Below are 22837 nucleotides of genomic sequence, written 5' to 3'. Positions count from 1 at the left end.
GCACTTGACTTGAAAATTGAGGGAAAATAAAATCGGAATAAAGCTAGATGGACCATTCAATACCGACAGAGTAATCCGCCAGCGGTAGTGGACGATATATTGGAGAGAGGACATTTCACTTTGGCGATTAAGCGAGCCTGAGAGCTTTCTAAGCCCTCTTTATATATCCAAAGTGAACAGAAGAAACAATAGACGTTAGCAAGCGGAAAACGCTGTATGTACAGGGTGAAATTGCATTTTATATGGCGTGATATAAATTATGCCATTATCTCTTTGAAAAATTAAATAGCATAGGAAGGACAGTTGATCTTAAATAGGAAATTGATTGTCTTTTTCTTTTATAGAAATTAAATGTGGGTAATTATCAGTACATGGTAGTTGCGCTTTTGACTAGAGAAATTTAAGAATGAATGATAAAAATTTTTATTTGAAAATCATCTTAGATTTAGGACGTTATTATTGGTCGAACTCTAAAGAGCATATGATGCTGCCAACAATAATATCCTTTTTGAAGCGAAAGAATTTAGAATTTATTGATAAGTAAGGCGTAACAGAAATTATCAAAAATAAAGATAATATCTTAATCAATGAACTCTACGCTAAAAAGGAACTTTCAAAAGATGCAAAGCAATCTAGTTAATTTTTTCCTTGAATAAATCTGTACAGAATAATTGATGACCATAACAGTGCGATCCAGTCAATTGAAACTTGGCCTTTGGTGACAAAAAAGAAAATATTAATAATTAATAGGGCGGCTATAATAAAGCGATAAAAAATATCAAATTTATTGTTCATATTGACCCACTTCATTTCGTAAGCACTTTAATTGTTTGTATTAAAGCACGAATAAAGAGGGATTAATAGTAATTAGATTTTGTCATTTAAGTAAAAAAATGCTGTAACCCAATTTTGAGTTACGGCATTTTGTCTAATTAACGTAATTTTTAACTTTTTGACCGTTTTGTTCCATTGATTCAACATTAACAGTTTTAACACGTTGTGATGGTTTGAAATATTGATTCTTACCAATCTTCCACCAACTTTTACCGTTGATTTTAACAGATTGGGCTTTCCAATTTTTCATACCCTTTTTGTTGTAAGTTTTAATGGGATTACCAGCAGCAAACATTTTGCCGTGGCTTTTCTTGTATATTTGATATCTGTATGAGTCATATTTTACTGGTTCAGCGATGATGAGGGTTTTGGTATTGCTAGTAGTGCTGGCTAAAGCAAGATTAGTTGTTCCTGCTGGAATAAGACAAATGCCTAATAAGACCGAAGCAATTAATTTTTTCATTTCAAACTCCTTTAATCGTTTTATTGAATCTAGATGCAATTTCATCGTATCACGGAATATTTCCATTAACAACTAAAGTTAAAATTCTAATAAATTGTCTTTTATTTCGGACAAGCCTACAATTCTCATGTTAATTGAAATACATTCAGGAGTTGATTTAGTATGGATATTTACTTTATTCGTCATGGAGAAACTTATTTTAATCACTTGGACAAAATGCAAGGATGGTCGGATACTCCGTTGACTAAAACTGGTCATGAGGATTCTTACAAAATGGGACGTACTTTAGGTAATCTAGGTGATATTTCGAGCACAATTTACTGTAGTGATATGAATAGATCGGTTCAAACTGTTACAGAATTAAACAATGGTTTAAAAGCTTCTGGTGGCAAACCCATGAAGATGGTTACCATGCCTGAGCTAAGGGAACAATTTTATGGCAGTTTTGAGGGACAATCAAAAAAAGAAGTTTATATTAAAATTTTTGAAAAATCAGTTGATGAAACTTTAAAAGAAATGAATGCCAATCAAATGCAAGACAAAATCGCCAAATCAGATCCAACCAAATTAGCTGAGAGTAGCAAGGAATTCTGGCAACGATTTTCCGGTGGGATTGAAAAGATTCTTAAAACCGAAACTAAACCGGTTATTGTGGTAACTCATAGTGCTATTTTAACGGCTTTGGTTAATATTTATGCGCCCTTTTTGTTAAATAAAGTGGAGCCTAATAATCTTTCTTTAACAAAGGTTCATTTTGATGGTGATAAGTTTAAACCACAAATTGTTTATTATAATGAGGCTGTTAAAGAGAATATTTGATTTTAAATACAAAAATACCTAATGACTAAAAAATTAAAGTCATTAGGTATTTTTTGTAGATTTTTAAGTGAAAACTATCAACTATTTAACCAATCTAGAACCGAGGTAAAATTATTTATTTAAACGGTCCATGTCTTTAATCAATGCTTCAATATCTTCCATACTGCCAACATAAACGCCACTAGCTAAAGGATGACCGCCGCCACCGAACTTTTCTGCAACGCCATTGATTGAGACGTTTTTAGAACGTAAGTTGACTCTAAATTTGTTCAATTCTTTTTCACTGATAACGATCCAATTGTTGACATTATTGATACGACCAATTAAAGGAACAACTTTGTCGATTTCGCCATCATCCAAATTGAATTTTTCTAAGGTATCTTTACGGATAATAATATATCCCAAACCTGAATCGGTAATTTTTAAATTGTTTAAGATATAGGCTTCCAGACGAGCTACTTGCAGAGACATTTCGTCTTCATGCAAGGCAATTTCTGAAATATCAATGCCTGTTTTGGCTAAATTTGCGGCAATCATCAAGGTTTTATAGCTGGTTTCACCATTTAAAAAGCGAACAGTGTCGCCAACAATGCCGGCATAAAGACAATAAGCACTTCTTTTAGAAAGATTAAGCATATCTGTTTGTTCTGTTAGGGTATAAATCATTTCTGCACAGCTAGAAGAAGTGTCATCTACCCAATTAATGTCTCCAAATGGATCGACATTGGGATGATGGTCAATCTTGATGATTTTGGCGGCCTTTTTATATGAGCCGTCATTATCGATTCGGCGAGCATTGGCGGTATCAACAGCAATAACTAAAGCATTTTGATATGTCTCAGGCGAAATTTTTTGCATTTTACCGATCCAGTCTAAAACTGGTAAATCAATTCCTGTGACATATATATTTTTTTGAGGGTAGGTCTTTTGGAGCATGGATGACAAAGCTATTTGTGAACCAATGGCATCTGGATCTGGATTTTGATGTCTGAGAATGATAATTGTATCGTATCTTTCGATATATTTTAGAATTTCATCAACCATAAGACCGCTCTCCAATATTTAATTATTTATAATGCTTACTTCAAATTAACCTTTTAGTAAGGGTTAAGTCAATTAGAAACTATTTAAAGTGTTTGATTTGTCTTTTTAGAACGTTGGTATTTAGCAATTAGAGGCAAGATGATTCCGATAGCAATCATCAATAAGGGCTCAATAATATTTAGACTTAAAACGTGTGTCCAAGCGGCCGTACCAGGCTTTTCATCAGTTGGGAAGATACCTAAAGTAGCTGCCCCAAAAGTGATGGCAAAGCACCAAATACCGACAAGAATGGCAAAATATTTGTTCTTGATATAGACAAAGTCTGAATGGAAACGATCTTCATGTAGTCGAACTAAAATGAAGGAACTAAACAAGAAACAAGTTGTATATGGTGAAACGATTCCATTTAAGTTTAGAAGTTGATTGAAGATAGAATTCATATTTGGCAAAGTAGCACTCATGACCATAATAAGCGTACAGATACCAGTCGTTAGCCAGTAACCATTGATTGGTAAGCCCCGTTTATCTGTTTTAGTAAGCCCTTTTGGCAAATATTCTTTAGCGGTATCAGATAGGAACATTCTCGTCCCAGCATCAAGCAAGACTGCTAATTGAGCCATCATATACATAGCTTGGGTAAAGGCAAAGAGATATAGGAAGAATCTACCCATACCAAATTCCTGTCCCATATATTGGAAAGCATAATAAGAACCGTTCATTTTTAAATCATTTGGTAAATGATGGGCATTGAAGAAAACACCCAAGGCAAATGATCCAAGAACAGTTAAGAAACCGGTCATAATAGCCAGCATCCACATAGCTTTAGGAAAATCGCGTTTTCCATCTTTCATTTCAGTTACATATGGAGCAGCAAATTCTGATCCGTTCATTGCAAAGATAACTAGTCCAAATGTAGATAGATAGTGCATGTCAAATTTTGGTATGAATGATTTAAAGGTAAAGGGTTGAGTATGTGGCATATTGCCTTGACCTAAATAAACAATCGTCATAACGACATACAAGATAGTGATGATAAACATAGCACCACCACCGATGATACTTAAAATTTGTAATGAATTTCTTAAATAGTGCTGAATAAAAATAAAAACAGTAAAGATAACGGCTGTCAGTAAAGCAAACATCGAATTGCTCATTTTATCTGACATAGAACTGTTACCATTGATTAGCCAACCAAAGGAAACCAAAGTTGAGTTAGCAACATCGACAATATAAGGCAAGCTAGAGACCCAAACAGTCCAGGCACAAATATAGCCCCAAACATTTCCACCAGTGGCACGAACCCAAGAAGTTACGCCACCACCTTCTTCGTTGAAAGTTGAGCCAAGATGACCAACCATCATTTCATAAGGTACAACGAATAAAAATAGCATTACGATCCAGGTAAAAACGATCCCAAGACCTTGATTATGAAAATTATAGACAATGTCGTCAAAGCCAATAACGGTAACAAAATCCATTAAGGCTACGACAGGCCAGCTAATATAGGATTTTTTAGAATCCATTTCTGGCAATTTTTTCCCCATCGGAAATACACCCCTTAGTAATTTATTTTAGGACATCCTTGCAAAAAACAGTCCAACAACATTATATCGTTTAATGTGACATTGACTTACAAAAATGTAAGTAATTGTAAGAGGAATCAAACGACTTAAAAATTGCTATCCCTTAATATATAGATATCGGTTAGGGAGTTAGAAAGATAACTCTTATCAAATGGAGGAAGATACATATGCAAAAAATCGTCGAAGTACAAAACGTTGAGAAGATTTATGGGAAAGCTGGAGAAAAACAATTCAAGGCTTTGTCGGACGTTAATTTTGAAGTTAAACCCGGCGAATTCGTAGGAATTATGGGTGCTTCTGGATCTGGTAAGACCACACTTTTAAATATTTTATCTACATTGGATACCCCAACTAGTGGGCAAGTTGAGATTGCTGGACAAGATATTACTAAATTGAATAACAATCAAATGGCTGATTTTCGAGCTAATAAAATTGGTTTTATTTTTCAGGATTTTAATCTTCTAGAAAATTTAACAGCTTATGAAAATATCGCTTTACCATTAGCTTTACAAAATAAAGCCACTAAAGCAATCAAACCAGCAGTGATGAGTATTGCTGAAAAACTAGGATTAACAGATATTTTAAATCATTATCCAACTGAGCTATCTGGTGGACAAAAACAACGTGTCGCTGCTGCTAGAGCATTAGTGCATGAACCTTCAATTGTTTTTGGGGATGAACCAACCGGAGCACTGGATTCTAAGAGTGCTAGAGCTTTGTTGGATACATTAACTAAAATTAATCGAGAAGATGATGTTTCAATTTTACTGGTAACTCATGATCCTTTCTCAGCTAGTTTCTGTGATCGAATTTTATTCATTAAAGATGGTGAGATTGGCCAAGAGTTGAAGAAAGATGATTCCAGTCGATCGGAATATTACCAAGAAATTCTAGATTCATTAGGAACATTTGCAGAATAGGGAGGACAACATGTTAAATAAATTAGCCTTAAGTGGCATCAAGCATCGAATACGTGATTACAGCGTGCTGTTTTCCGGTTTGATGATTGCTTCAGCTATCTTTTATATGTTTATGTCGCTAGCAACTAATAAATCGTTTTTGAATTCAAATTCACCAGCTGCGGCAACTAGCTTTATCTTTGGTTTTGGAATTGTCTTATTGGCAATCATTACAATTGTTTATGTAAATTATGCCAATACTTTCTTACTAAGCATGCGACAAAAAGAATATGGGATGTTCATGATGCTAGGGGCGAAAAGTAGTAAAATTTCACGGATGATTTTTGTAGAAACTTTTGCTATTGGAGCTATCTCAACTGTTATTGGAGCCTTTATTGGTGTTGTAGCAACAAGCTTCGTCAGTCGCTGGATTATTAATGCATTGGATATGCAAGTTAAGCATTTCAATAGTTTTTATTTACCAGCCTTATTATGGACACTAGTGTTCTTCGTTATTATCTTCATGTTTTCAGCAATCAGAAATTCAATATCTCTACGTCGCAGCAAGGTTTTAACCTTACTAAATCGTGATAGCCAACCAGTTAAGATTAAACGTAACGGCGTTTTAAAAAGTATTCAAGCATTTTTAGGATTAATTCTTCTAGCTATTGGTTATTTCTCAATGTACTATGTTGGCGCCAATCCAGTATTTATCTATTTGGGAGTTCCTTTAGCCTTAGTAACAATCGTTGCTGGAACTTATTTAACAATTAATTCTTTCGTGACAGCAGTTATTTTGATGTTAAAGCGAAATACCAAATATTCGCAAAGGGGTTTAAATAATTTTACCTTGTCACAATTAAGTTTTCGAATTAATGATTATACGAAGATTCTATCGATGGTTTCAATTATGTTTGCTTTAGCCTTAGGTGCTATCACTGTTGGATTAGGATTCAATAATCAAATTGATAACGTGATTAACGGACAAAATTATTATGACGTACAAGTAACTAATCCTGACGCTGCTCAACAAAAGCGTTTAAAGAGCTTGAATAGCGAAAAGAAAGATACTTATAATTACAAAACTCTTGGTAAAAAAGTTTATTACCGTGCTAGTGAATTTAAGAATCAGCCGTTAGGATATTCAAGTATGAATACCCAAACAATGGCTTCTAAAACTCAAACGACCACTGAACCAGCTAAAAATGAAGGTGCTCGTTATGAATTAATGGGTACACGTTTACCAGATCAAAGAACAATGGAAGCTGAATTTCTCAGCGATAGTGCTTACCAAGCACTGAATGCTAAAGAAACGACCACTGTTTTAGTAAAAACTAATTCCTTTAAAAATAATTTAGCCACGATTAAATCGATTTCTAAAGCTGAAGCTAAACGTTATCCTGCTTTAAAAACTCAGGCTAGCGACAAGTACGAAGCATATACATTAATCAATGGACTTTTTTCAGGACTAGAATTCATGGGCTTTTTCTTAGGGATAGCTTTCTTAGCAATGCTAGCAAGTTGTTTAATGTTCAAGATCTTGTCCGGAGCTAATGGTGACGTAAAACGATACAACATGCTTTATAAAATTGGTACAAGACAGAAAGTGCTACGTCAAACTATCAATAAAGAAATAGCTGTTCTGTTTGCAGTCCCAGCTGTTCTAGGTGTAGTACATGTTTTGATTGGTTTGCAGATGTTTTCTAAAATACTCTATCGACCATACGCTAATATCGAAATTCCTTTTATTATTTTCATTGTGCTTTATCTAGGATATTATTTCTTAACTAGATATCTGTATAAAAAGATCGTTCTAAAATAAAATTTTTGTCCCTTCCGAGGGACTGAATACGATGGGTATTACCTGTTGTATTCAGCTTCTCGGAAATGAGAAGCACTTCCCCCCTTAATAATTTAAATTTTGAGATCCTCAACAAATCTCTAATAAAAAATCTCTGTCTAAACTGAAGAAAGACAGGGATTTTTTTGCTTTTTAAAATTATTTTTAATAAAAACAATAAATTTTTTCTAATTCAATATAAAATATATGTTATGATATTCATAAGGAAATACTCAATGCAGAAAAGTGAATATCAAAAAAATGTCTTTTTGTTGCTAAATCTTAAAGAAAACATTAAAATTTTCCTAATAAAATATTTCTATATTAAATTATTGTTAATTAAGAAGGGGGAATTAATATGTCAATGATTGAATTCCGCAATGTACAAAAATATTATGGTGACTTTCACGCTTTAAAAGATATTAATTTGGAAATTGACAAAGGAGAGACTGTTGTTTTAATAGGTCCTTCAGGATCTGGTAAGAGTACTTTGGCTAGAACGGTCAATGGACTGGAAACTATTCAAGATGGTCAATTAATTGTTAATGGTCATAATATTGGTGAAAAATCGACTAACCTCAATTTGATACGAAAAGATGTTGGGATGGTATTTCAGCATTTTAACTTATATGCAAATAAAGATGTTTTAGAAAATGTAATGCTAGCTCCAAGAATTGTTTTGAAACTAAATGAAGATGAGAACAAAAAACGAGCAATGGCTTTATTAGATCAAGTTGGATTGGCTGATAAGGCTCACAATATGCCTTCACAAATTTCTGGTGGACAAGCACAACGTGTTGCTATTGCAAGGTCATTGGCAATGAAGCCTCGTTGCATGCTATTTGATGAACCAACAAGTGCCCTAGATCCAGAAATGATCGATGATGTTTTGAACGTTATCAAATATGTTACAAGTCAAGGCGATATGACTTCTTTGATCGTTACCCATGAGATGGGGTTTGCTCAAGAAGTGGCTAATAGAGTTATCTTCATGGATCAAGGTCAAATCTTAGAGGATGAAGCTACAGATAAGTTTTACAATCATCCTACTAATGAACGTGCAAGACAGTTCTTAAGCAAGATCATTAAACATTAGGGGGATAAAGAATATGAAACGATTAAAGTATATAGCCCTGATCATAACTTCTTTACTCCTAGTTCTGACATTGTCAGCTTGTGGTTCAAAGCCTTTGTCAGATCAAAATGTTTTGGAAAATGACAAAAAGTCCAAAACTATTACTTGGGGTGTGAAAGCCGATACTAAATTATTAGGTTTAGTCGATGTAAAAGATGGTCAAGAAAAGGGTTTTGAAGTAGATCTTGCTAAAGCTTTAACTAAAAAAATGCTTGGTAAAGATGCTAAAGCAAAGTTCGTTACCGTTACATCGCAGTCGCGTATACCACTATTAAAGAACGGTAATATTGATGCTATCATCGCTACAATGACCATAACGCCCGAGCGTGAAAAGACAATTGATTTTTCAAACTCATATTTTGACGCTGGACAATCTATTTTGGTAAAAGATAATTCTTCTATCAAAAAAGTTCAAGATTTAAATAATAAAACTATTATCGGTGTGGTTGGTTCTAACTCAGTTCAGAACGTAAAGAAGTTTGCTCCTAAAGCTCAAGTTTTACAGTTACCTGATTATGCTCAAGCATTAACAGCTTTAAAATCGGGTCAAGGAGATGCTTTGACAACAGATAATGTCATTCTAGCTGGTATGGCAGTGAATAATCCTGGTTATAAGTTGCAGGGAAAAGCCTTTACAACTGAACCCTACGGAATTGGAATCAATAAAGGACAAACTGACTTTAAGAATGCTGTTAATAAGGCTTTGGCTGAATTAGAAAAAGATGGTACGTATAATAAATTAATCATTAAATGGTTCGGTAATGTACCAGGATTTAACTACAAGGAGGTGCTACGCAAATGATAAATTTACTGACAAATAATTGGAATGAGTTTATTAGTGGTTTTGGTTGGACGCTTTTATCTAGTGTGTTAGCACTATTCTTCAGTTTGATCATAGGTTCGTTATTTGCCATTTTGGAAGTTGTTCCTAACAAGTTCGTGAGAATAATCGGTAATATTTACGTTGAAGTTTTCCGTAATATTCCACTCTTAGTTATTACAATGTTCTTTTACTTAGTAATCCCTTTATATGTGGTGAAGATTAACGGATTTACTGCTGGAACAATCGGTTTAACGATTTATACATCAGCTTTTATTGCTGAAACAGTTCGTGCCGGGATCAATTCCGTTGATATCGGGCAAATGGAAGCTGCACGTTCTCAAGGAATGACTTTCTGGCAAGCTATGCGTTATATCGTTTTACCACAAGCCTTTAAGTACGTTATTCCACCATTGGGTAATCAATTTGTTAACTTGGTTAAGAATTCTTCTGTGTTGGCTTTCGTGGCAGGATTCGATTTGATGTACCAAGGTAATGCGATTGCCTCACAAACTTTCGATACAATCAATACATATATAATTGTTGGGCTGTTCTATTTAATTATTACATTGCCAATCAGTTACTATATGCAACACTTAGAAAAGAAATTGGCTTAGGAGGGGGAAATTATGCAAAATTGGATAGATGCTTATTCATGGATCAATATTAGATTTCTTCTCCAAGGCTTGTGGATCACAATTTTAATCTCCGTTATATCGGTGATTTTAAGTTTTATAATTGGTTCAGTCTTAGGGATTATTCGTTACTCGAAGATTCCTTATTTTTCAAAAATAATTGGGCTCATTATTGATGTCATTCGTAATTTGCCATTACTTTTGATTATCTTCTTCGTGTACTTTGGATTACCGGCCTTTGGATTTAAGCCAGATACGATACCAGCAGCAATTTTGGCAATGACAGTGTTTGAATCGATGATGATTGCCGAAATTATTCGTTCAGGGATTATGGCCGTTGATATTGGTCAGATGGAAGCTGCTCGAGCAGTGGGGATGAAATTCCCACAGGCTATGTGGCATATTGTTCTACCTCAGGCATACAAGAAGATGATTCCTGCCTTGGTAAGTCAATTTATTTCATTAATCAAGGATACATCTTTGGCAACTATTATCGTTGTGCCAGAGTTAATGCAACATGGACAGGTAGTTTACGGACAGGACCCTAATTACATTATTCCGGTCTTCGTAGCTATGGCAATTATGTACTTTGTCGTTTGTTATGCATTGTCCTTATTATCAAAATTCATCGATCGTCGTATGGCGTAAAAATAAATTTATTAGTTGACAGAATAATTTGAGCCTGTTATTGTTTATGTTAATCGAATAAACAAATATAAGTGTCTGAATTAATTAGTAATGTATCTGGGTGTAAGAAAGCCGGTGGTTGATGCGAACCGGTCAGGGTGCAGTTATGAAATACCAGGCATGACTTGGTTTTCCAAGCGGAATAAGAGGGCCGTTATCCTCAAGAGTGGAGTAATAGGTTATTTAACTATTCTCAAGCTGGGTGGTACCACGGTATATCGATCGTCCCTGTTGCATATTTCTGCAGCAGGGACTTTTTTTATACCAAGGGGAAGAAAATATGATTATAACAACGTGTGGTGGTAATCCTCGATATTGATTTTTAGGTATTAGATAAAAATAATATGGAGGAATTAATAATGAATAAGAGTAAAAAAGATATCAGTTTTAGAGAGGCAATTTTAATATTAGTAATGATGTTGATTGTCCTAGGATTTGGGGTAATTAAGTTTGGATTATCTCCTCAAACACCGGTATTAGTGGTAATTGGTTTATTAATTTTATGGAGCAAGGTACGTGGCAGCAGTTGGGATGAAATATTTGGTGGAATTGAAGATGGAGTTAAGAATGGGATTATTCCTATTTTTATCTTTATTCTCATTGGTGCTTTGATTGGAACTTGGATTGCTGCAGGGATTATTCCCTCAATGATGGTCGCTGGTTTTCACATGATTTCAGCTCAGTGGTTCGTTCCTTCGGTTTTCTTAGTTTGTGCTTTGATCGGTACTTCAATCGGAAGTGCCTTTACGATTATTTCTACAATTGGAATTGCTCTTTTCGGAATGGGTCAAACTTTAGGTATGAATCCAGCCTTAGTAGCTGGAGCAATTATTTCCGGAGCAATCTTTGGTGATAAAACTTCGCCACTTTCAGATTCAACTAACTTAGCTGCAGCTATTGCTGAAGATGATCTGTTTGCTCATATCAAAAATTTGATGTGGACGACGATACCCGCATTCTTAATTTCTCTGATTCTTTACGCAATTTTAGGTAATGCTGGTTCAAGCAATAGTTTAAATAAAATTAATACAACATTAGCTGTTTTAAATACGCATTTCGTAATTTCTTGGTGGGCCATTCTACCTATTGCTTTGTTATTTATCTGTGCAATTATGAAAGTTCCAGCCATCGCAACGTTGATTTTGAACATTACAGTTACGGTCGGAATGATTTTTGTAGAGAAACCTAATACTTCAGTAAAAGAAATTGCTAGTTTTATTGAAAATGGATTTGTATCAAAAACCGGCAATGCTAGTGTGGATGCTTTATTGACTCGTGGTGGTATTAGTTCGATGATGGGTACAGTTTCACTAATTTTTCTAACGTTGTCGTTAGGTGGCTTACTAATGAAGTTTGACGTCATTCAAACAGCAATGGCTCCGTTAGCTAAGCGCCTCAGGACGCCAGGCTCATTAGTAACTGCAACTATCCTTTCGGGTATTGGTGTGAATATCTTTGTTGGTGAGCAATACCTGTCAGTTATCTTGCCAGGTAAGGCTTTTAAAGAAACATTTAATGAACGTGGTTTAGATAATTTAGCGTTGAGCCGGGTTCTTGAAGATGGGGGAACAGTAATTAATTACTTGATACCTTGGGGTGTAGCGGGTGCTTTTGCTGCAAATACCTTGGACGTACCTACTTTGGCCTTCCTACCATTCTGTTTCTTCAGTCTACTTTCACCAGTTCTTTCTATTATTAGTGGTTTTACAGGAATTGGTTTGAAACGCCAGGCCAAAAATAGCCAAACTGTTACAGCCTAAAAAGCTAAGAGCTTAGTTATTAAGACAATTATTTCAAAATTAAGGAGCTTTATTTCCCTATTTAATAAAAAAATATTTTTTGAGTTTTTCTTAAAGACTGTAACCGCTAACGATACTGGTAATATTTCTTTTAAATTTATTAATTGATGATTTATAGAGCAGAAATGCTCTATTTTTTTAATTTCGACATTGACAGTATGTCAATTTTTGGCTAGTTTTAAGTTGTTATGCTATTTAAGAGAAGCAAATTTAGGGAGATTGATTATGAAGAAAATTAAAATTGCTATTTGGAGTATTAATGTTATTTTAATTGCTATTATTCTTTTTCTAGTTTTGGGAAATGGTTTTAAGAATAATAATAATAAAGTTGATTACAAGACTTATACAGTTCAACGTGATAACACTGATTACTTCAACGGTATTGTTCAAGAAAATGATAAACAAGCCGTTAGCGATCAACCAAAAACAGAGGATGAAACTCTAGCTTCAACTCATGTTATCAGTGGACAAAAAGTTACTAAGGGGCAAGTATTATTTACTTTTTATCGTGATATGAGTAGTGATATTGCTAGTGCTAATGCAGAAATTCAACAAGCACAATTGGCTATTCAAGCTTACAATTCATCAGATAAACAGACTGCTGATCGAATTGAATTAAGCAAAAATCAAGAATTATTAGCTCAAGCTCAAGCTAAAGTTAATAAATTAAACAAAGCTCAAAGCAGAACCGTTACCGCACCTATCAGCGGAACTTATTTCAAGGATGAAGCTGGTAGAGGCTATATTTATGGGGCACCTGTTATTGAGGGTAATGTTAATGAGTATAGTTTAGATAAGATCAAATTAGGTGCTAATGTAACTGTTATTAAAAATGATGGTAAAAAGATTTCAGGTAACTATGAACAAAAGGATGCTATTCCTTACAGTACTCATAACGTTTCTTATTATCACTTCCGTGTTGCAACGGATGATAAACTACCATACGGTATGCACGTTCAAATTAAGACAGAATCAGATGGTTATAAGATTCCATCTAAGGCGGTTTGGAGTAAAAATACAGTTTACGTTTTAAAGAATGATAAGAAACACAAGAAGCATGTAACCATGACTAAAAAAGATCAAGATTACTACGTGATCGATGGGCTTAAAGCTGGCGACAAGCTAGTCTTAAAATAAGGCGGTGAAATAATGCTTAAAGTTACAGATGTAGGAAAAACTTATGGCAAGTTCACTGCTTTAGAGAATATCAATTTAGAGGTTGCTGATGGCGAATTTTTGGCTATCATGGGACCTTCTGGATCTGGTAAATCGACTTTGATCAATATCTTAGGATTACTGGATCAAAGTTATACTGGTGAATATTTGCTAGAAAATAAGTCATATAAAGATGTTAATGATAATCAGCTTTCACAAATTCGTGGCGATGAGTTGGGATTTGTTTTTCAAAATTTCAAATTATTAACGACTTATAATGTTTATGAAAATATCGAAGTTCCACTCATTTATAGTAAAAAGGAACAAAATAAAAAACGTCAATTAGTGGCGGATGTAATTGATAAGGTGGGACTAAAAGGCAAAGAGAAGAATATTCCTTCTGAGCTATCCGGTGGTCAACAACAACGTGTAGCGATTGCTCGGGCTATTGTTAACCGCCCTAAATTGATTATTGCTGATGAACCGACAGGAGCTTTAGATTCCAAAACTAGTAAGGAAATTATGGATATTTTTACAAAATTAAATCAGGCTGGCACTACCATTATTATGGTTACGCATGATAGCGAAGTTGCTGAATATGCTATGCGTACTGTTTATATTCGTGACGGTCGTCTATATAACGATGAAAAGAGTGTGAAAAATCATGACTGATAAACTTATGATCGCGCTCAAATCAATTGGTAAGAATAAAAATCGTAATTTTCTAACGATGCTAGGAATTATTATTGGGATTGCTAGTGTTATTTGTATTTTGGCAATTGGGGATGGATTTACGCATACCATGATCAAAGGTATGGGGAACCACAATATGCGTAACAAGGTTATTATCCAATGGGAGCCAACTTCTGATTACAATACAGATGGTGGTTTCACTCAAAATGATGCTTCTGCTTTAGCAGGAATACCAGGTGTAGACCATGTTAAATTAACAAGTAGTGTTGCTGAAGCTGGGGCTAAGGCACAATATAAGACAAAAAATTTTTCGATTGGATTAAATAAACAGCCTAAGCATTTGAAGCTAGTTAAGGGAACTTACTTTACGATGACAGGTGCATCGAATGGGGTTTATATTTCTGAAGACTTAGCACACAAGCTATTTAAGGAAAATGCTATTAATCGTTTAATTTCAATTGATGGAACTATCTATGAGGTTCAAGGAATTTATCACATTGGCTCAATGGAGTATCGTCCAGATGCGTATGTTGCTAAGACAACTTTTAAACAACTGTTTGCTAACCAAATTATCAAGGATCAAGCGAAGATTTATGTTAATGATGGTGCTAGCAAAAAGCAGATTGGTAAAGCTGCAGTCAAGAGAATGAAACAAATGGGTGAGGAGAAAAAGACTGGTAAATATTCAGTTTCTAACCCTGATCAGATAAGTAAACAATTTACTAGAATTTTAAATGATGTTACTTACTTTATTGCCTTTATTGCCGGGATCTCCTTATTGATTGCTGGTATTGGAGTTATGAACGTGATGTACATTACTGTTTCAGAACGTCGTAAAGAAATTGGTATTCGTCGAGCATTTGGTGCCACATCAAGTGATATTCGAAATCAATTTTTGATCGAAAGTGTTGTACTCTGTGTGATCGGAGGAATTATTGGAATGATTTTAGGCTATATATTAGTTTCAATAATTAATGCATTCTTGCCATTCAAGGCCGTTATAACGCCATATGCAATAATCTTGTCATTATCAGTTTCAACCGCAGTTGGTTTGATTTTTGGATTCATTCCATCAAATAAAGCTGCTAAGTCAGAACTAGTCGGATTATTGAAAGAAGAATAGGGGAAAATATGAAAAAATTATACAAGTTAGATAAACTTTCTGTCTTTGGAGTATTCCTAGTTAGTATTTTTATGACAGTTATTGAAATGATTATCTCTGATCCTAATGTTAGTAGCATGCCACAAATGGGTAAATGGCTAAAACTATTGATTTACTGTGTAGGTGCTCTAGTTACTTTTGGAATTGGTTACTGGTTATTTACATTATTATTGAGAAATAATGATAACTATAAAACAACCTTGATTGTTAATATGGCTATTGGTTTAACAATTGTAGCCTTGTTAATTGCCGTAATTTATTTAATTGCTGGTAAGACAAATATTTGGGTCAATGGAATTGCTGGTTTTATTGGTTTTGGTACGTTGGCAGGTCTTAATTGGAAATTCTTAGAAGTGCCACAATCTGATAAAATTAAAGTTAGCGTTTTGACAGGTATTTGGTTTATCTTGTCATTGTTTTAAACTAATTTAATAATATTTATGAAATGGAATTAATCCAGCATGTTTGTGGATTAATTCTTTTTTTACATAAAAAACGATGGTCGAGGAGATATCTCTATGAACCCATATGAGCAAGTAAAGGCGGAACTTGATAAGTTAGATATAAAATTTGATATGGTTGAACATCCGGCAGTATATACCTCAGAAGAAGCTGATAAATATGTTGTTGGTAAAGCAGGGATGAAGGTTAAGTCATTATTCTTAACTGACAATAAAAAGAGAAATTTCTATTTAGTTTTTATGGCCGATGATAAACGACTCGATATGAAAAAATTTGCTGAAAGAGTTAACGAAAAGCACATTAAATTTGCTTCAGAAAAGATTTTATTTGATAAATTAGGTTTGAGGCCTGGTTTTGTTTCGATATTTGGATTATTAAATAATAGTGCTAGGGATGTAAAAGTGTATTTTGAAAAATCAATCATAGGGGAATTGCCTCTAACTTTTCATCCTAATGACAATACTAAAACGCTCTTTGTGAAAATGTCTGATTTAAAAAAGTTTTTAAACGATTTAGGATACGAATATAATGTGATTGAAATGTAAAATTCTAAAGGAGCTGAGTGTGATGAATCGGACAAAAATCGTTATTGTTGGTGGCGTCGGTGGTGGAGCGTCAGCGGCTGCTAGAGCGCGTAGATTAGATGAATCCGCTGATATTAGAATATTTGAAAAAGGTCCAGACGTCGCCTTTTCAAATTGTTCATTGCCATATTATTTAAGTGGGGTGGTACCAGAGGCTCACAGTATTGTAATGCGAACCCCCAAGCAGTTTAAAGATCAATATAATATTGATGCAGAAGTAAATTCTGAAGTTACTGATATTAATGCACCCGAGAAGACGATTCAAGTAAGAAATACTCAAACTGCTGAAATTAAAAATGTTTCCTACGACAAATTGATATTATCTCCAGGAGCTAAGCCAATCCTTCCTAAATCAATTGGTGGAATCACTAATAAAAATGTATTTACAATTAGAAATGTAGTTGATATTAAAAAGCTTCAAACTTATTTGACTGAAAATAAAGTTAAGAATGTCGCTGTTATCGGCGGTGGTTTTATCGGTTTAGAAGTTTGTGAAAATTTGGTTCAGGCTGGAAAAAAGGTTGCAGTCATTGAGGCAGCTGATCACGTACTAGGAACAATTGATGATGATTTTGCCCAACTGGTTCATAAAAATCTTTATGACCATGGTGTTCAGGTAATTTTAAATGATGGTCTATCTGAAATTAATGATGATAGAGTAATTTTAAATTCTGGAAAAGAGATATTGGCTCAGGCTGTGGTTATGGCGATTGGGGTAACGCCAGATGTGTCTTTAGCACAAAAAGCGGGCTGCAAGCTTGGAGAAACAGGGGCAATTGCGGTTGATCAACATTATGAAACTACAGTTTCTGATATTTATGCCATCGGCGATGCTATCGAACTTACTAATAGAATTACTCGACAAAAAACACGTTTAGCATTGGCTTTTCCAGCTCAAATGCAAGCTCGAGATGCAGTTGACAATATGTCTGGTCGCCCGATTCAAAATAAAGGCGTTATTGGCTCTCAAGTAATTCATCTTTTTGATAATAATGTGGCCTCAACTGGATTAACTGTTGCTGCCTCTCAGAAAAACCATATTGCTTATCGTTTCGTTACCGTTATACCACAAAGTAAAGTTGGTATAATGCCTGGTGCTACGCCAATATTTTTAAAATTAATCTTTGGGTATCCTAGTGGAGAGATTTTGGGAGCTCAAGCAATTGGACAATCAGGTGTTGATAAACAAATTGACATCATTGCGACGATGATCACGATGCATGGAAATATTTCCGATTTGACCCACTTAGAGCTATGTTATTCTCCATGGTTTAGCACCGCTAAGAATGCCGTTAATATTGCAGGGTTAGTGGCTGAAAATATTTTGAATGATGAATATCGTCAGGTTCCGATCAGTCAAGTAAGAGAATTAGTTGAAACAGGGGCATTTATTATCGACGCACGTGAACCCGATGAATATAAAGCTGGTCATATTAAGACTTCTGTCAATATTCCTTTAAGCCAATTTAGACAACGATTGAAGGAAATACCTACGGATAGATCAGTTTATATTCACTGTCAATCAAGTCAGCGAAGCTACAATATGGTGAGGGCTTTGAATAATTTGGGATATAAAAATATAACAAATATCTCAGGGTCTTATGGAGAACTTATTCAATATGAGTACTTTAAGGACATGACAACTAAACGTCAATCTATCGTGACAAATTATTAGTAATTTGATTTTTAAGATGAAAATAACTTCACTTTTTATATAAAATAATCGCGGTATAATAACGATTCAACCCGTGCGATAATGTCAATCGAGGAGAATTGCGATGAAAAAAATACTCATGATTATTTTGAGCTTATCAGTATTTGGACTAGTACTGTCTGTGTACAGCGTCAATACCTTAAAATCATCAATGACGCAGCATCAGAAAGAAACTAGAACGTTACGCAATACTAATAGAATGATTAATAGCAATAGGAAACAATGGGATAAGCAAATCGCAAACGCTGACGTAATTGAAAGTAACGAGTTAAAAAATGATGGCGAACCGATTGCTTCATCTTTAGAACAGTTGCAGAATCATAGCAAATTAGTAATTGAAGGAACCGTTTATAATCTTCAAAAAATGAATAGTCCGAAGAATATGGCGTATACCAAAGTGGAACTTCATATTGATAAAGTTATTAGTGGCGATAAAGATATCCAAGGCAAAAGGATCTATTTGGCAATGGCTGGAGGCTTGGTTTCCTTTGATCACTGGTATGCTAATATGAGTAAACCTAAGGATTTTAACCATGAAATATTAGTTAATATTGAAGAAGCACCGTTACCTAAAATTGGTTCCAAAATTATTACTGGGGTAATACCCAATGTAATTGATGAATCATCTGAGTATAACGATGCTTTGAAGCAGAGTGGCTTTACCATAAACAATTCCTATGCAATTAGTAATCAGCAATATAACGTTTGGATTAAAAATCCTGGTAAGAAAAAATATGTACTTAACAATACTAAAGTTAATAAAAGAGCAGCTAAAAATAATGATTTAACTAAAGCTTTACAAAAATTAACGGATCAAATTAATAAGAAATATAACGAAAAAGGCCGATAACGTGGCGACAAAGTTGATTTTGCCATGTTATCAGCCTTTTTTAATTATTCATTAGTTCACTTAATAGTTCTTTAGCAGATTCTTGTAAACTGTCTTTAGATTTGTCATAGCCCAAGTGAGTGTATATTTCTCCCACGTAGATGTTATCTTGATAGAGTTTGTTGAAAATTTTATCAATAATAGGACGAGTTTTAGCTTCTTCTTGAACAGGTCCAAAGGGATTAGCAAAGAAAGTAGTACTCATGCCAATTTCGTCAGTTGTTCCCAAAGCCTTACGCTTACCAGCAATAAAAGTTTCTTTAGCCTGTTTTTCATCAGGAAATTGATGCAAACCAATTTTTGAATCGTAGTTATTAGCGTAGACCCACATGTCAATTTGGTGGCGTTCAACGACATGTTTATAAGTATTAGCTGGCAAAATAACTCGTGCATTTTTCAGTTCGGGATTCAAGTAAATACCGCGATCCATATTGTTGAAAGCGACGGAACTGCTTAAATCATCTAAACGCACAAAAGCTCCGGTTTCAGTTCCTTGGGCATAGATATTGCCACTTTCATCAAAGGCGAAACTTCCCATATCATCAAAAATAGTTTCAATATTGATAATTTTATCATCAGCGATTTCTTGAAGAGCCTCAATTGATTCTGATTTACCAGCGCCTGAATCGCCGAAGAAAACAACTGATTTTGTTTTGCCATTTGAGAAGCTGATATTGACCATTGATCCGTGAATCGGCAATCTGTTTTCATAAATCATATGTAAGTTATGAACGGTTAAACACATTTTTTTCATGTAGCCAAAGTAAGTCGTTTTATCGTTATAAGGAACTTCACCGACCCAAATATCGTTTTCTTCATCATGATAGTAATGACTGACATCGCCCTCAGTTTTTTTAAGACCGAAGAGAATTATTTCGTCCGGTTTTTGTCCAGCAATACTTTTTTCATCAGCGACTTCAAATAAGTTAGCTAAAGCAATTCCACTAACAAAATAATCGCGGTGAAAGTAGATAAAGGCTAAACTCTCACCGATTTTAGCAGGGAAACAATACCAATCTTTTTGAGTACCATCGAATTTTTCAATTGGATTATTAGAAGTGGCACTGAATACACCTTCACGTTTGTTGCTTTTGGTGTGCATCATCATTGGCGGACGCAACATGATTGTATCGAGGAAGCGAATACTTTCTAGAGCCTGATATTTTTGTGGAGTATTCCATTTAATTGATTGGGTTAAGACACAGGCATTAGTTCCAGCATTGATTTGGCGATAAGTCTTATTGGTGAACCCTTGAAGCTTTTCTTCAATGGCTCGATAAAGATGAATAACGACTTCATTAAAACGATTGTCAATATTCATAAAGTTGCCCTTAACAATGGCACTACTGTGTTTATTGATTAGGGAAACTCTAAAATATGATCGATAGTATGAATAAAAATCTTCGATACTCTTGAGAATCTGTTCATTACCGTATTTTTCATAGCTAGGTTTATCATCGATCAAAATAGCCTTTAAAATATTAATATAAGTATCTGCCTTCAGACCTTCGACTTTATTAGTTACAGCACGTTGACTCTCAGCAAGGTAAAGCTCAACAAGATTATGGAATCCTTGACTATTGATTAGTTGAAAAATATCTTGGATATATTCCTCATTATAATTAATGACGGCAACTGAGCGATTAGGATTAAGATAAAAAGCTTTTGATTCGATAGCATGAATTGACTTTGACATACGATAAAATTCTCCTTCCAAATGTGAATTTAATAAATAGTCTATAGTATTTTTAGAAGAATCGGTAGACCAAATTAGAATTATTTTAATACTTAAAAAGTTTTAAATCTTGGTATTATTGTGATAGCAATCTTTAATAATGCTAATTTGAAATTTTTTAAATAAAAAAATTATTTAATTAAATTTATTGTAATAATAATTATTGCAGAAAATAAAAGACTTTTTTTCAAAAAGAATTTTAATTGAAATGTAGATTGATATTTCATGTAATATGATGATTATTTATTATTTTTATAATTAAAACGTTTACAAAATGAAAAATAGCAGTTATACTAACTTCGTAAGTTAAATAAAACGTNTAACTTCGTAAGTTAAATAAAACGTTGGATTGTTACTATTAAATTAGGCATGACCATGAACTTCGCTTTTTAGGGCGTAGTTTATGGTCATTTTTTTTCGAGAAAGGAGGGGGATGGCTTTGTTGGTAGTAAATCGGGTTTACAACAACAATACAGTTCTGGTAGACGTTGGTCAGAAAGATCAAGCAATTGTCCAAGGTAAGGGTGTTGGCTTTCAGAAGCGACATGGCGACAATATTCTACCGACGCAAGTGGAACGAATTTTTTACTTGAATACTAATGAAGCCAAGCAACGATTTGGTACCTTACTCAAAGATGTTCCCATTGATATTACTATGACTAGTTTTGCCATTATTGAAATGGCTAAACAAACTTTTCATTACCCCGTTCTTGATTATATTTATGTAACTTTGACGGATCATATTGCACAAACTTACAAACATATAATGGCAGGAAAATACCAAAGGAGTACAGTTCCTGATATTAGTGCTAAGTATCCAACAGAATACGCAATTGCAGATAAGGCAGTTGAAATGATCAATCATGATCTTAATGTTCATTTTCCAAGAGATGCTGCTCAGCCGATAGCGTTACATTTTATTAATGCTAATGGCACTGAGAATGCAGAAGAAACTAAAAAGATAGATCAAACCGATTTTGGCGATAATGTGAATAAAATTGTTAAAAATGTCTTTAGAGAATATGGCATTACAAGAAATATCACTAATCAGAATTATTTTGATCGACTGATGATACATTTGCAGTATCTGGTAGCCCGTTTACAGACTGATGAACAGGATAAACGGGTTTTGAATCAAGACATTGAATCTGATTTTCAAAAGCTTTATCCCAAGTCATATCGAATTGCTAGTGAAATTTGTGAAAAAATCCAAAAACGTTTGCAGATCAAGCTTAATGACAACGAATTAATTTATTTTGTAATTCATATTCAAAGGTTAATACAAGAAAAATAATTAATGATAAATATTTGGAGGAATTAATATGGCAACTAAAGAAGAAATTTCAATGACAGGTTTTTCAATTGTTGCATATGCAGGAGATGCTAAGACAAGTTTGATTGAGGCTTTGAAGAATGCTCAGGAAGGTAATTTTGATAAGGCAAATGCTTGTGTCGAAGAAGCTAATCAATCAATTGTCGATGCTCACAATGAGCAAACTAAATTATTGAGCAAAGAGGCTGGCGGGGAAGATATGGATGTTACTTTCATTATGGTTCACGGTCAGGATACTTTGATGACAACGATGATGTTGATGGATGAAGTTAAGTTCTTTATCGATGAATATAAAAGAATCGATAAAATTGAAAAACAATTAGGTATGAAATAAAGGAGGCAATGGTGTGAGTGTAGGGTTAAAGCGAGTTAAAAAATTACCTCAAAACTTTATTTGGGGTGGAGCTACTGCAGCTTATCAAGTTGAAGGTGCTACAAAAGTCGATGGCAAAGGTAAAACAATGTGGGATGATTATTTGAAAGCTCAAGGTCGTTTTGCACCAGATCCGGCCAGTGATTTTTATCGAGAGCGTAAAATATCTTGTGTAAATG

Annotated in this window: 22 protein-coding genes; 18 read left to right on the top strand and 4 right to left on the bottom strand. The window is 34.2% G+C overall.

What is annotated here, in order from left to right; all coding sequences use genetic code 11:
* Positions 1-928 precede the first annotated feature (928 nt).
* A complete protein-coding gene (locus tag FD26_RS08775; RefSeq protein WP_057868059.1) occupies positions 929-1297 on the bottom strand; it encodes an SLAP domain-containing protein in 369 nt (122 codons plus the stop codon).
* A 162-nt stretch (positions 1298-1459) separates the two neighbouring features.
* Between FD26_RS08775 and FD26_RS08770 the strand changes: the two genes are divergently transcribed.
* Entirely contained in the window at positions 1460-2116 is a 657-nt protein-coding gene (locus FD26_RS08770; protein WP_057868058.1) for a histidine phosphatase family protein, read from the top strand.
* Between the two features lie 111 nt (positions 2117-2227).
* Here FD26_RS08770 and FD26_RS08765 read toward each other — a convergent pair whose 3' ends face one another.
* Both FD26_RS08765 and FD26_RS08760 read right to left on the bottom strand, forming a co-directional pair.
* Positions 2228-3160 carry a DHH family phosphoesterase gene (locus FD26_RS08765; protein WP_057868057.1) on the bottom strand — a complete coding sequence of 311 codons (933 nt, stop codon included), beginning with the start codon at positions 3158-3160 and terminating at the stop codon, positions 2228-2230.
* Positions 3161-3243: 83 nt separating this feature from the next.
* Complete coding sequence (locus FD26_RS08760) at positions 3244-4704, bottom strand: APC family permease (RefSeq protein WP_103429349.1); 1461 nt, start codon at positions 4702-4704, stop codon at positions 3244-3246.
* Between the two features lie 200 nt (positions 4705-4904).
* On the opposite strand from FD26_RS08760, the gene FD26_RS08755 reads away from it, so the two are divergent.
* The 14 genes from FD26_RS08755 (at position 4905) to FD26_RS08685 (ending at position 19178) form a co-directional block, all read left to right on the top strand.
* Positions 4905-5663, top strand: a complete 759-nt coding sequence (locus tag FD26_RS08755; RefSeq protein ID WP_269466457.1) for an ABC transporter ATP-binding protein — start codon at positions 4905-4907, stop codon at positions 5661-5663.
* A gap of 10 nt (positions 5664-5673) precedes the next feature.
* Positions 5674-7464 carry an FtsX-like permease family protein gene (locus FD26_RS08750; protein ID WP_057868055.1) on the top strand — a complete coding sequence of 597 codons (1791 nt, stop codon included), beginning with the start codon at positions 5674-5676 and terminating at the stop codon, positions 7462-7464.
* 376 nt (positions 7465-7840) lie between these two features.
* A complete protein-coding gene (locus tag FD26_RS08740; protein ID WP_057868053.1) occupies positions 7841-8578 on the top strand; it encodes an amino acid ABC transporter ATP-binding protein in 738 nt (245 codons plus the stop codon).
* Between the two features lie 13 nt (positions 8579-8591).
* Complete coding sequence (locus tag FD26_RS08735) at positions 8592-9419, top strand: transporter substrate-binding domain-containing protein (RefSeq protein WP_057868052.1); 828 nt, start codon at positions 8592-8594, stop codon at positions 9417-9419.
* The gene (locus FD26_RS08730) at positions 9416-10054 is read left to right on the top strand and encodes an amino acid ABC transporter permease (protein ID WP_057868051.1); all 639 of its coding nucleotides are present in this window, start codon (positions 9416-9418) and stop codon (positions 10052-10054) included. The genes FD26_RS08735 and FD26_RS08730 overlap by 4 nt, the downstream gene beginning before the upstream one ends.
* 12 nt (positions 10055-10066) lie before the next feature.
* Positions 10067-10720, top strand: coding sequence for an amino acid ABC transporter permease (locus FD26_RS08725; protein WP_057868050.1), 654 nt, complete (start codon positions 10067-10069; stop codon positions 10718-10720).
* Positions 10721-11118: 398 nt separating this feature from the next.
* Positions 11119-12519 (top strand): Na+/H+ antiporter NhaC, encoded by a 1401-nt coding sequence (gene nhaC / locus FD26_RS08720; protein ID WP_057868049.1) that lies wholly within the window; start codon positions 11119-11121, stop codon positions 12517-12519.
* Between the two features lie 264 nt (positions 12520-12783).
* Complete coding sequence (locus FD26_RS08715; protein ID WP_057868048.1) at positions 12784-13695, top strand: efflux RND transporter periplasmic adaptor subunit; 912 nt, start codon at positions 12784-12786, stop codon at positions 13693-13695.
* Between the two features lie 12 nt (positions 13696-13707).
* Positions 13708-14385: an ABC transporter ATP-binding protein gene (locus tag FD26_RS08710; RefSeq protein WP_057868047.1), complete on the top strand. Its 678-nt coding sequence runs from the start codon at positions 13708-13710 to the stop codon at positions 14383-14385.
* The gene (locus FD26_RS08705; protein ID WP_057868046.1) at positions 14378-15529 is read left to right on the top strand and encodes an ABC transporter permease; all 1152 of its coding nucleotides are present in this window, start codon (positions 14378-14380) and stop codon (positions 15527-15529) included. Before FD26_RS08710 ends, FD26_RS08705 begins: the two co-directional genes overlap by 8 nt.
* 8 nt (positions 15530-15537) lie before the next feature.
* Entirely contained in the window at positions 15538-15990 is a 453-nt protein-coding gene (locus FD26_RS08700; RefSeq protein ID WP_057868045.1) for a hypothetical protein, read from the top strand.
* 96 nt (positions 15991-16086) lie between these two features.
* On the top strand, positions 16087-16575 hold the full coding sequence (locus tag FD26_RS08695; protein ID WP_057868044.1) for a prolyl-tRNA synthetase associated domain-containing protein: 489 nt from the start codon (positions 16087-16089) through the stop codon (positions 16573-16575).
* 22 nt (positions 16576-16597) lie between these two features.
* Positions 16598-18289: an FAD-dependent oxidoreductase gene (locus FD26_RS08690; protein ID WP_057868043.1), complete on the top strand. Its 1692-nt coding sequence runs from the start codon at positions 16598-16600 to the stop codon at positions 18287-18289.
* Between the two features lie 103 nt (positions 18290-18392).
* Entirely contained in the window at positions 18393-19178 is a 786-nt protein-coding gene (locus FD26_RS08685) for a hypothetical protein (RefSeq protein ID WP_057868042.1), read from the top strand.
* A gap of 40 nt (positions 19179-19218) precedes the next feature.
* On the opposite strand, the gene FD26_RS08680 is transcribed toward FD26_RS08685, so the two are convergent.
* Positions 19219-20913 (bottom strand): hypothetical protein, encoded by a 1695-nt coding sequence (locus tag FD26_RS08680; protein ID WP_057868041.1) that lies wholly within the window; start codon positions 20911-20913, stop codon positions 19219-19221.
* A 472-nt stretch (positions 20914-21385) separates the two neighbouring features.
* Here FD26_RS08680 and FD26_RS08675 point away from each other — a divergent pair, with 472 nt between their 5' ends.
* The 3 genes from FD26_RS08675 to FD26_RS08665 all read left to right on the top strand — a co-directional run.
* A complete protein-coding gene (locus FD26_RS08675; protein WP_057868040.1) occupies positions 21386-22246 on the top strand; it encodes a PRD domain-containing protein in 861 nt (286 codons plus the stop codon).
* A 28-nt stretch (positions 22247-22274) separates the two neighbouring features.
* Complete coding sequence (locus tag FD26_RS08670) at positions 22275-22619, top strand: PTS lactose/cellobiose transporter subunit IIA (RefSeq protein WP_057868039.1); 345 nt, start codon at positions 22275-22277, stop codon at positions 22617-22619.
* Positions 22620-22632: 13 nt separating this feature from the next.
* On the top strand, positions 22633-22837 hold a 205-nt coding region (locus FD26_RS08665; protein ID WP_156401794.1), incomplete at its 3' end, for a family 1 glycosylhydrolase.

This window comes from Companilactobacillus crustorum JCM 15951, from assembly GCF_001434585.1.
In the GTDB taxonomy this organism is placed as follows: domain Bacteria; phylum Bacillota; class Bacilli; order Lactobacillales; family Lactobacillaceae; genus Companilactobacillus; species Companilactobacillus crustorum.
The sequence above is the reverse complement of the archived record's forward strand: the minus strand, read 5'-3'. Positions and strand labels throughout refer to the sequence as shown.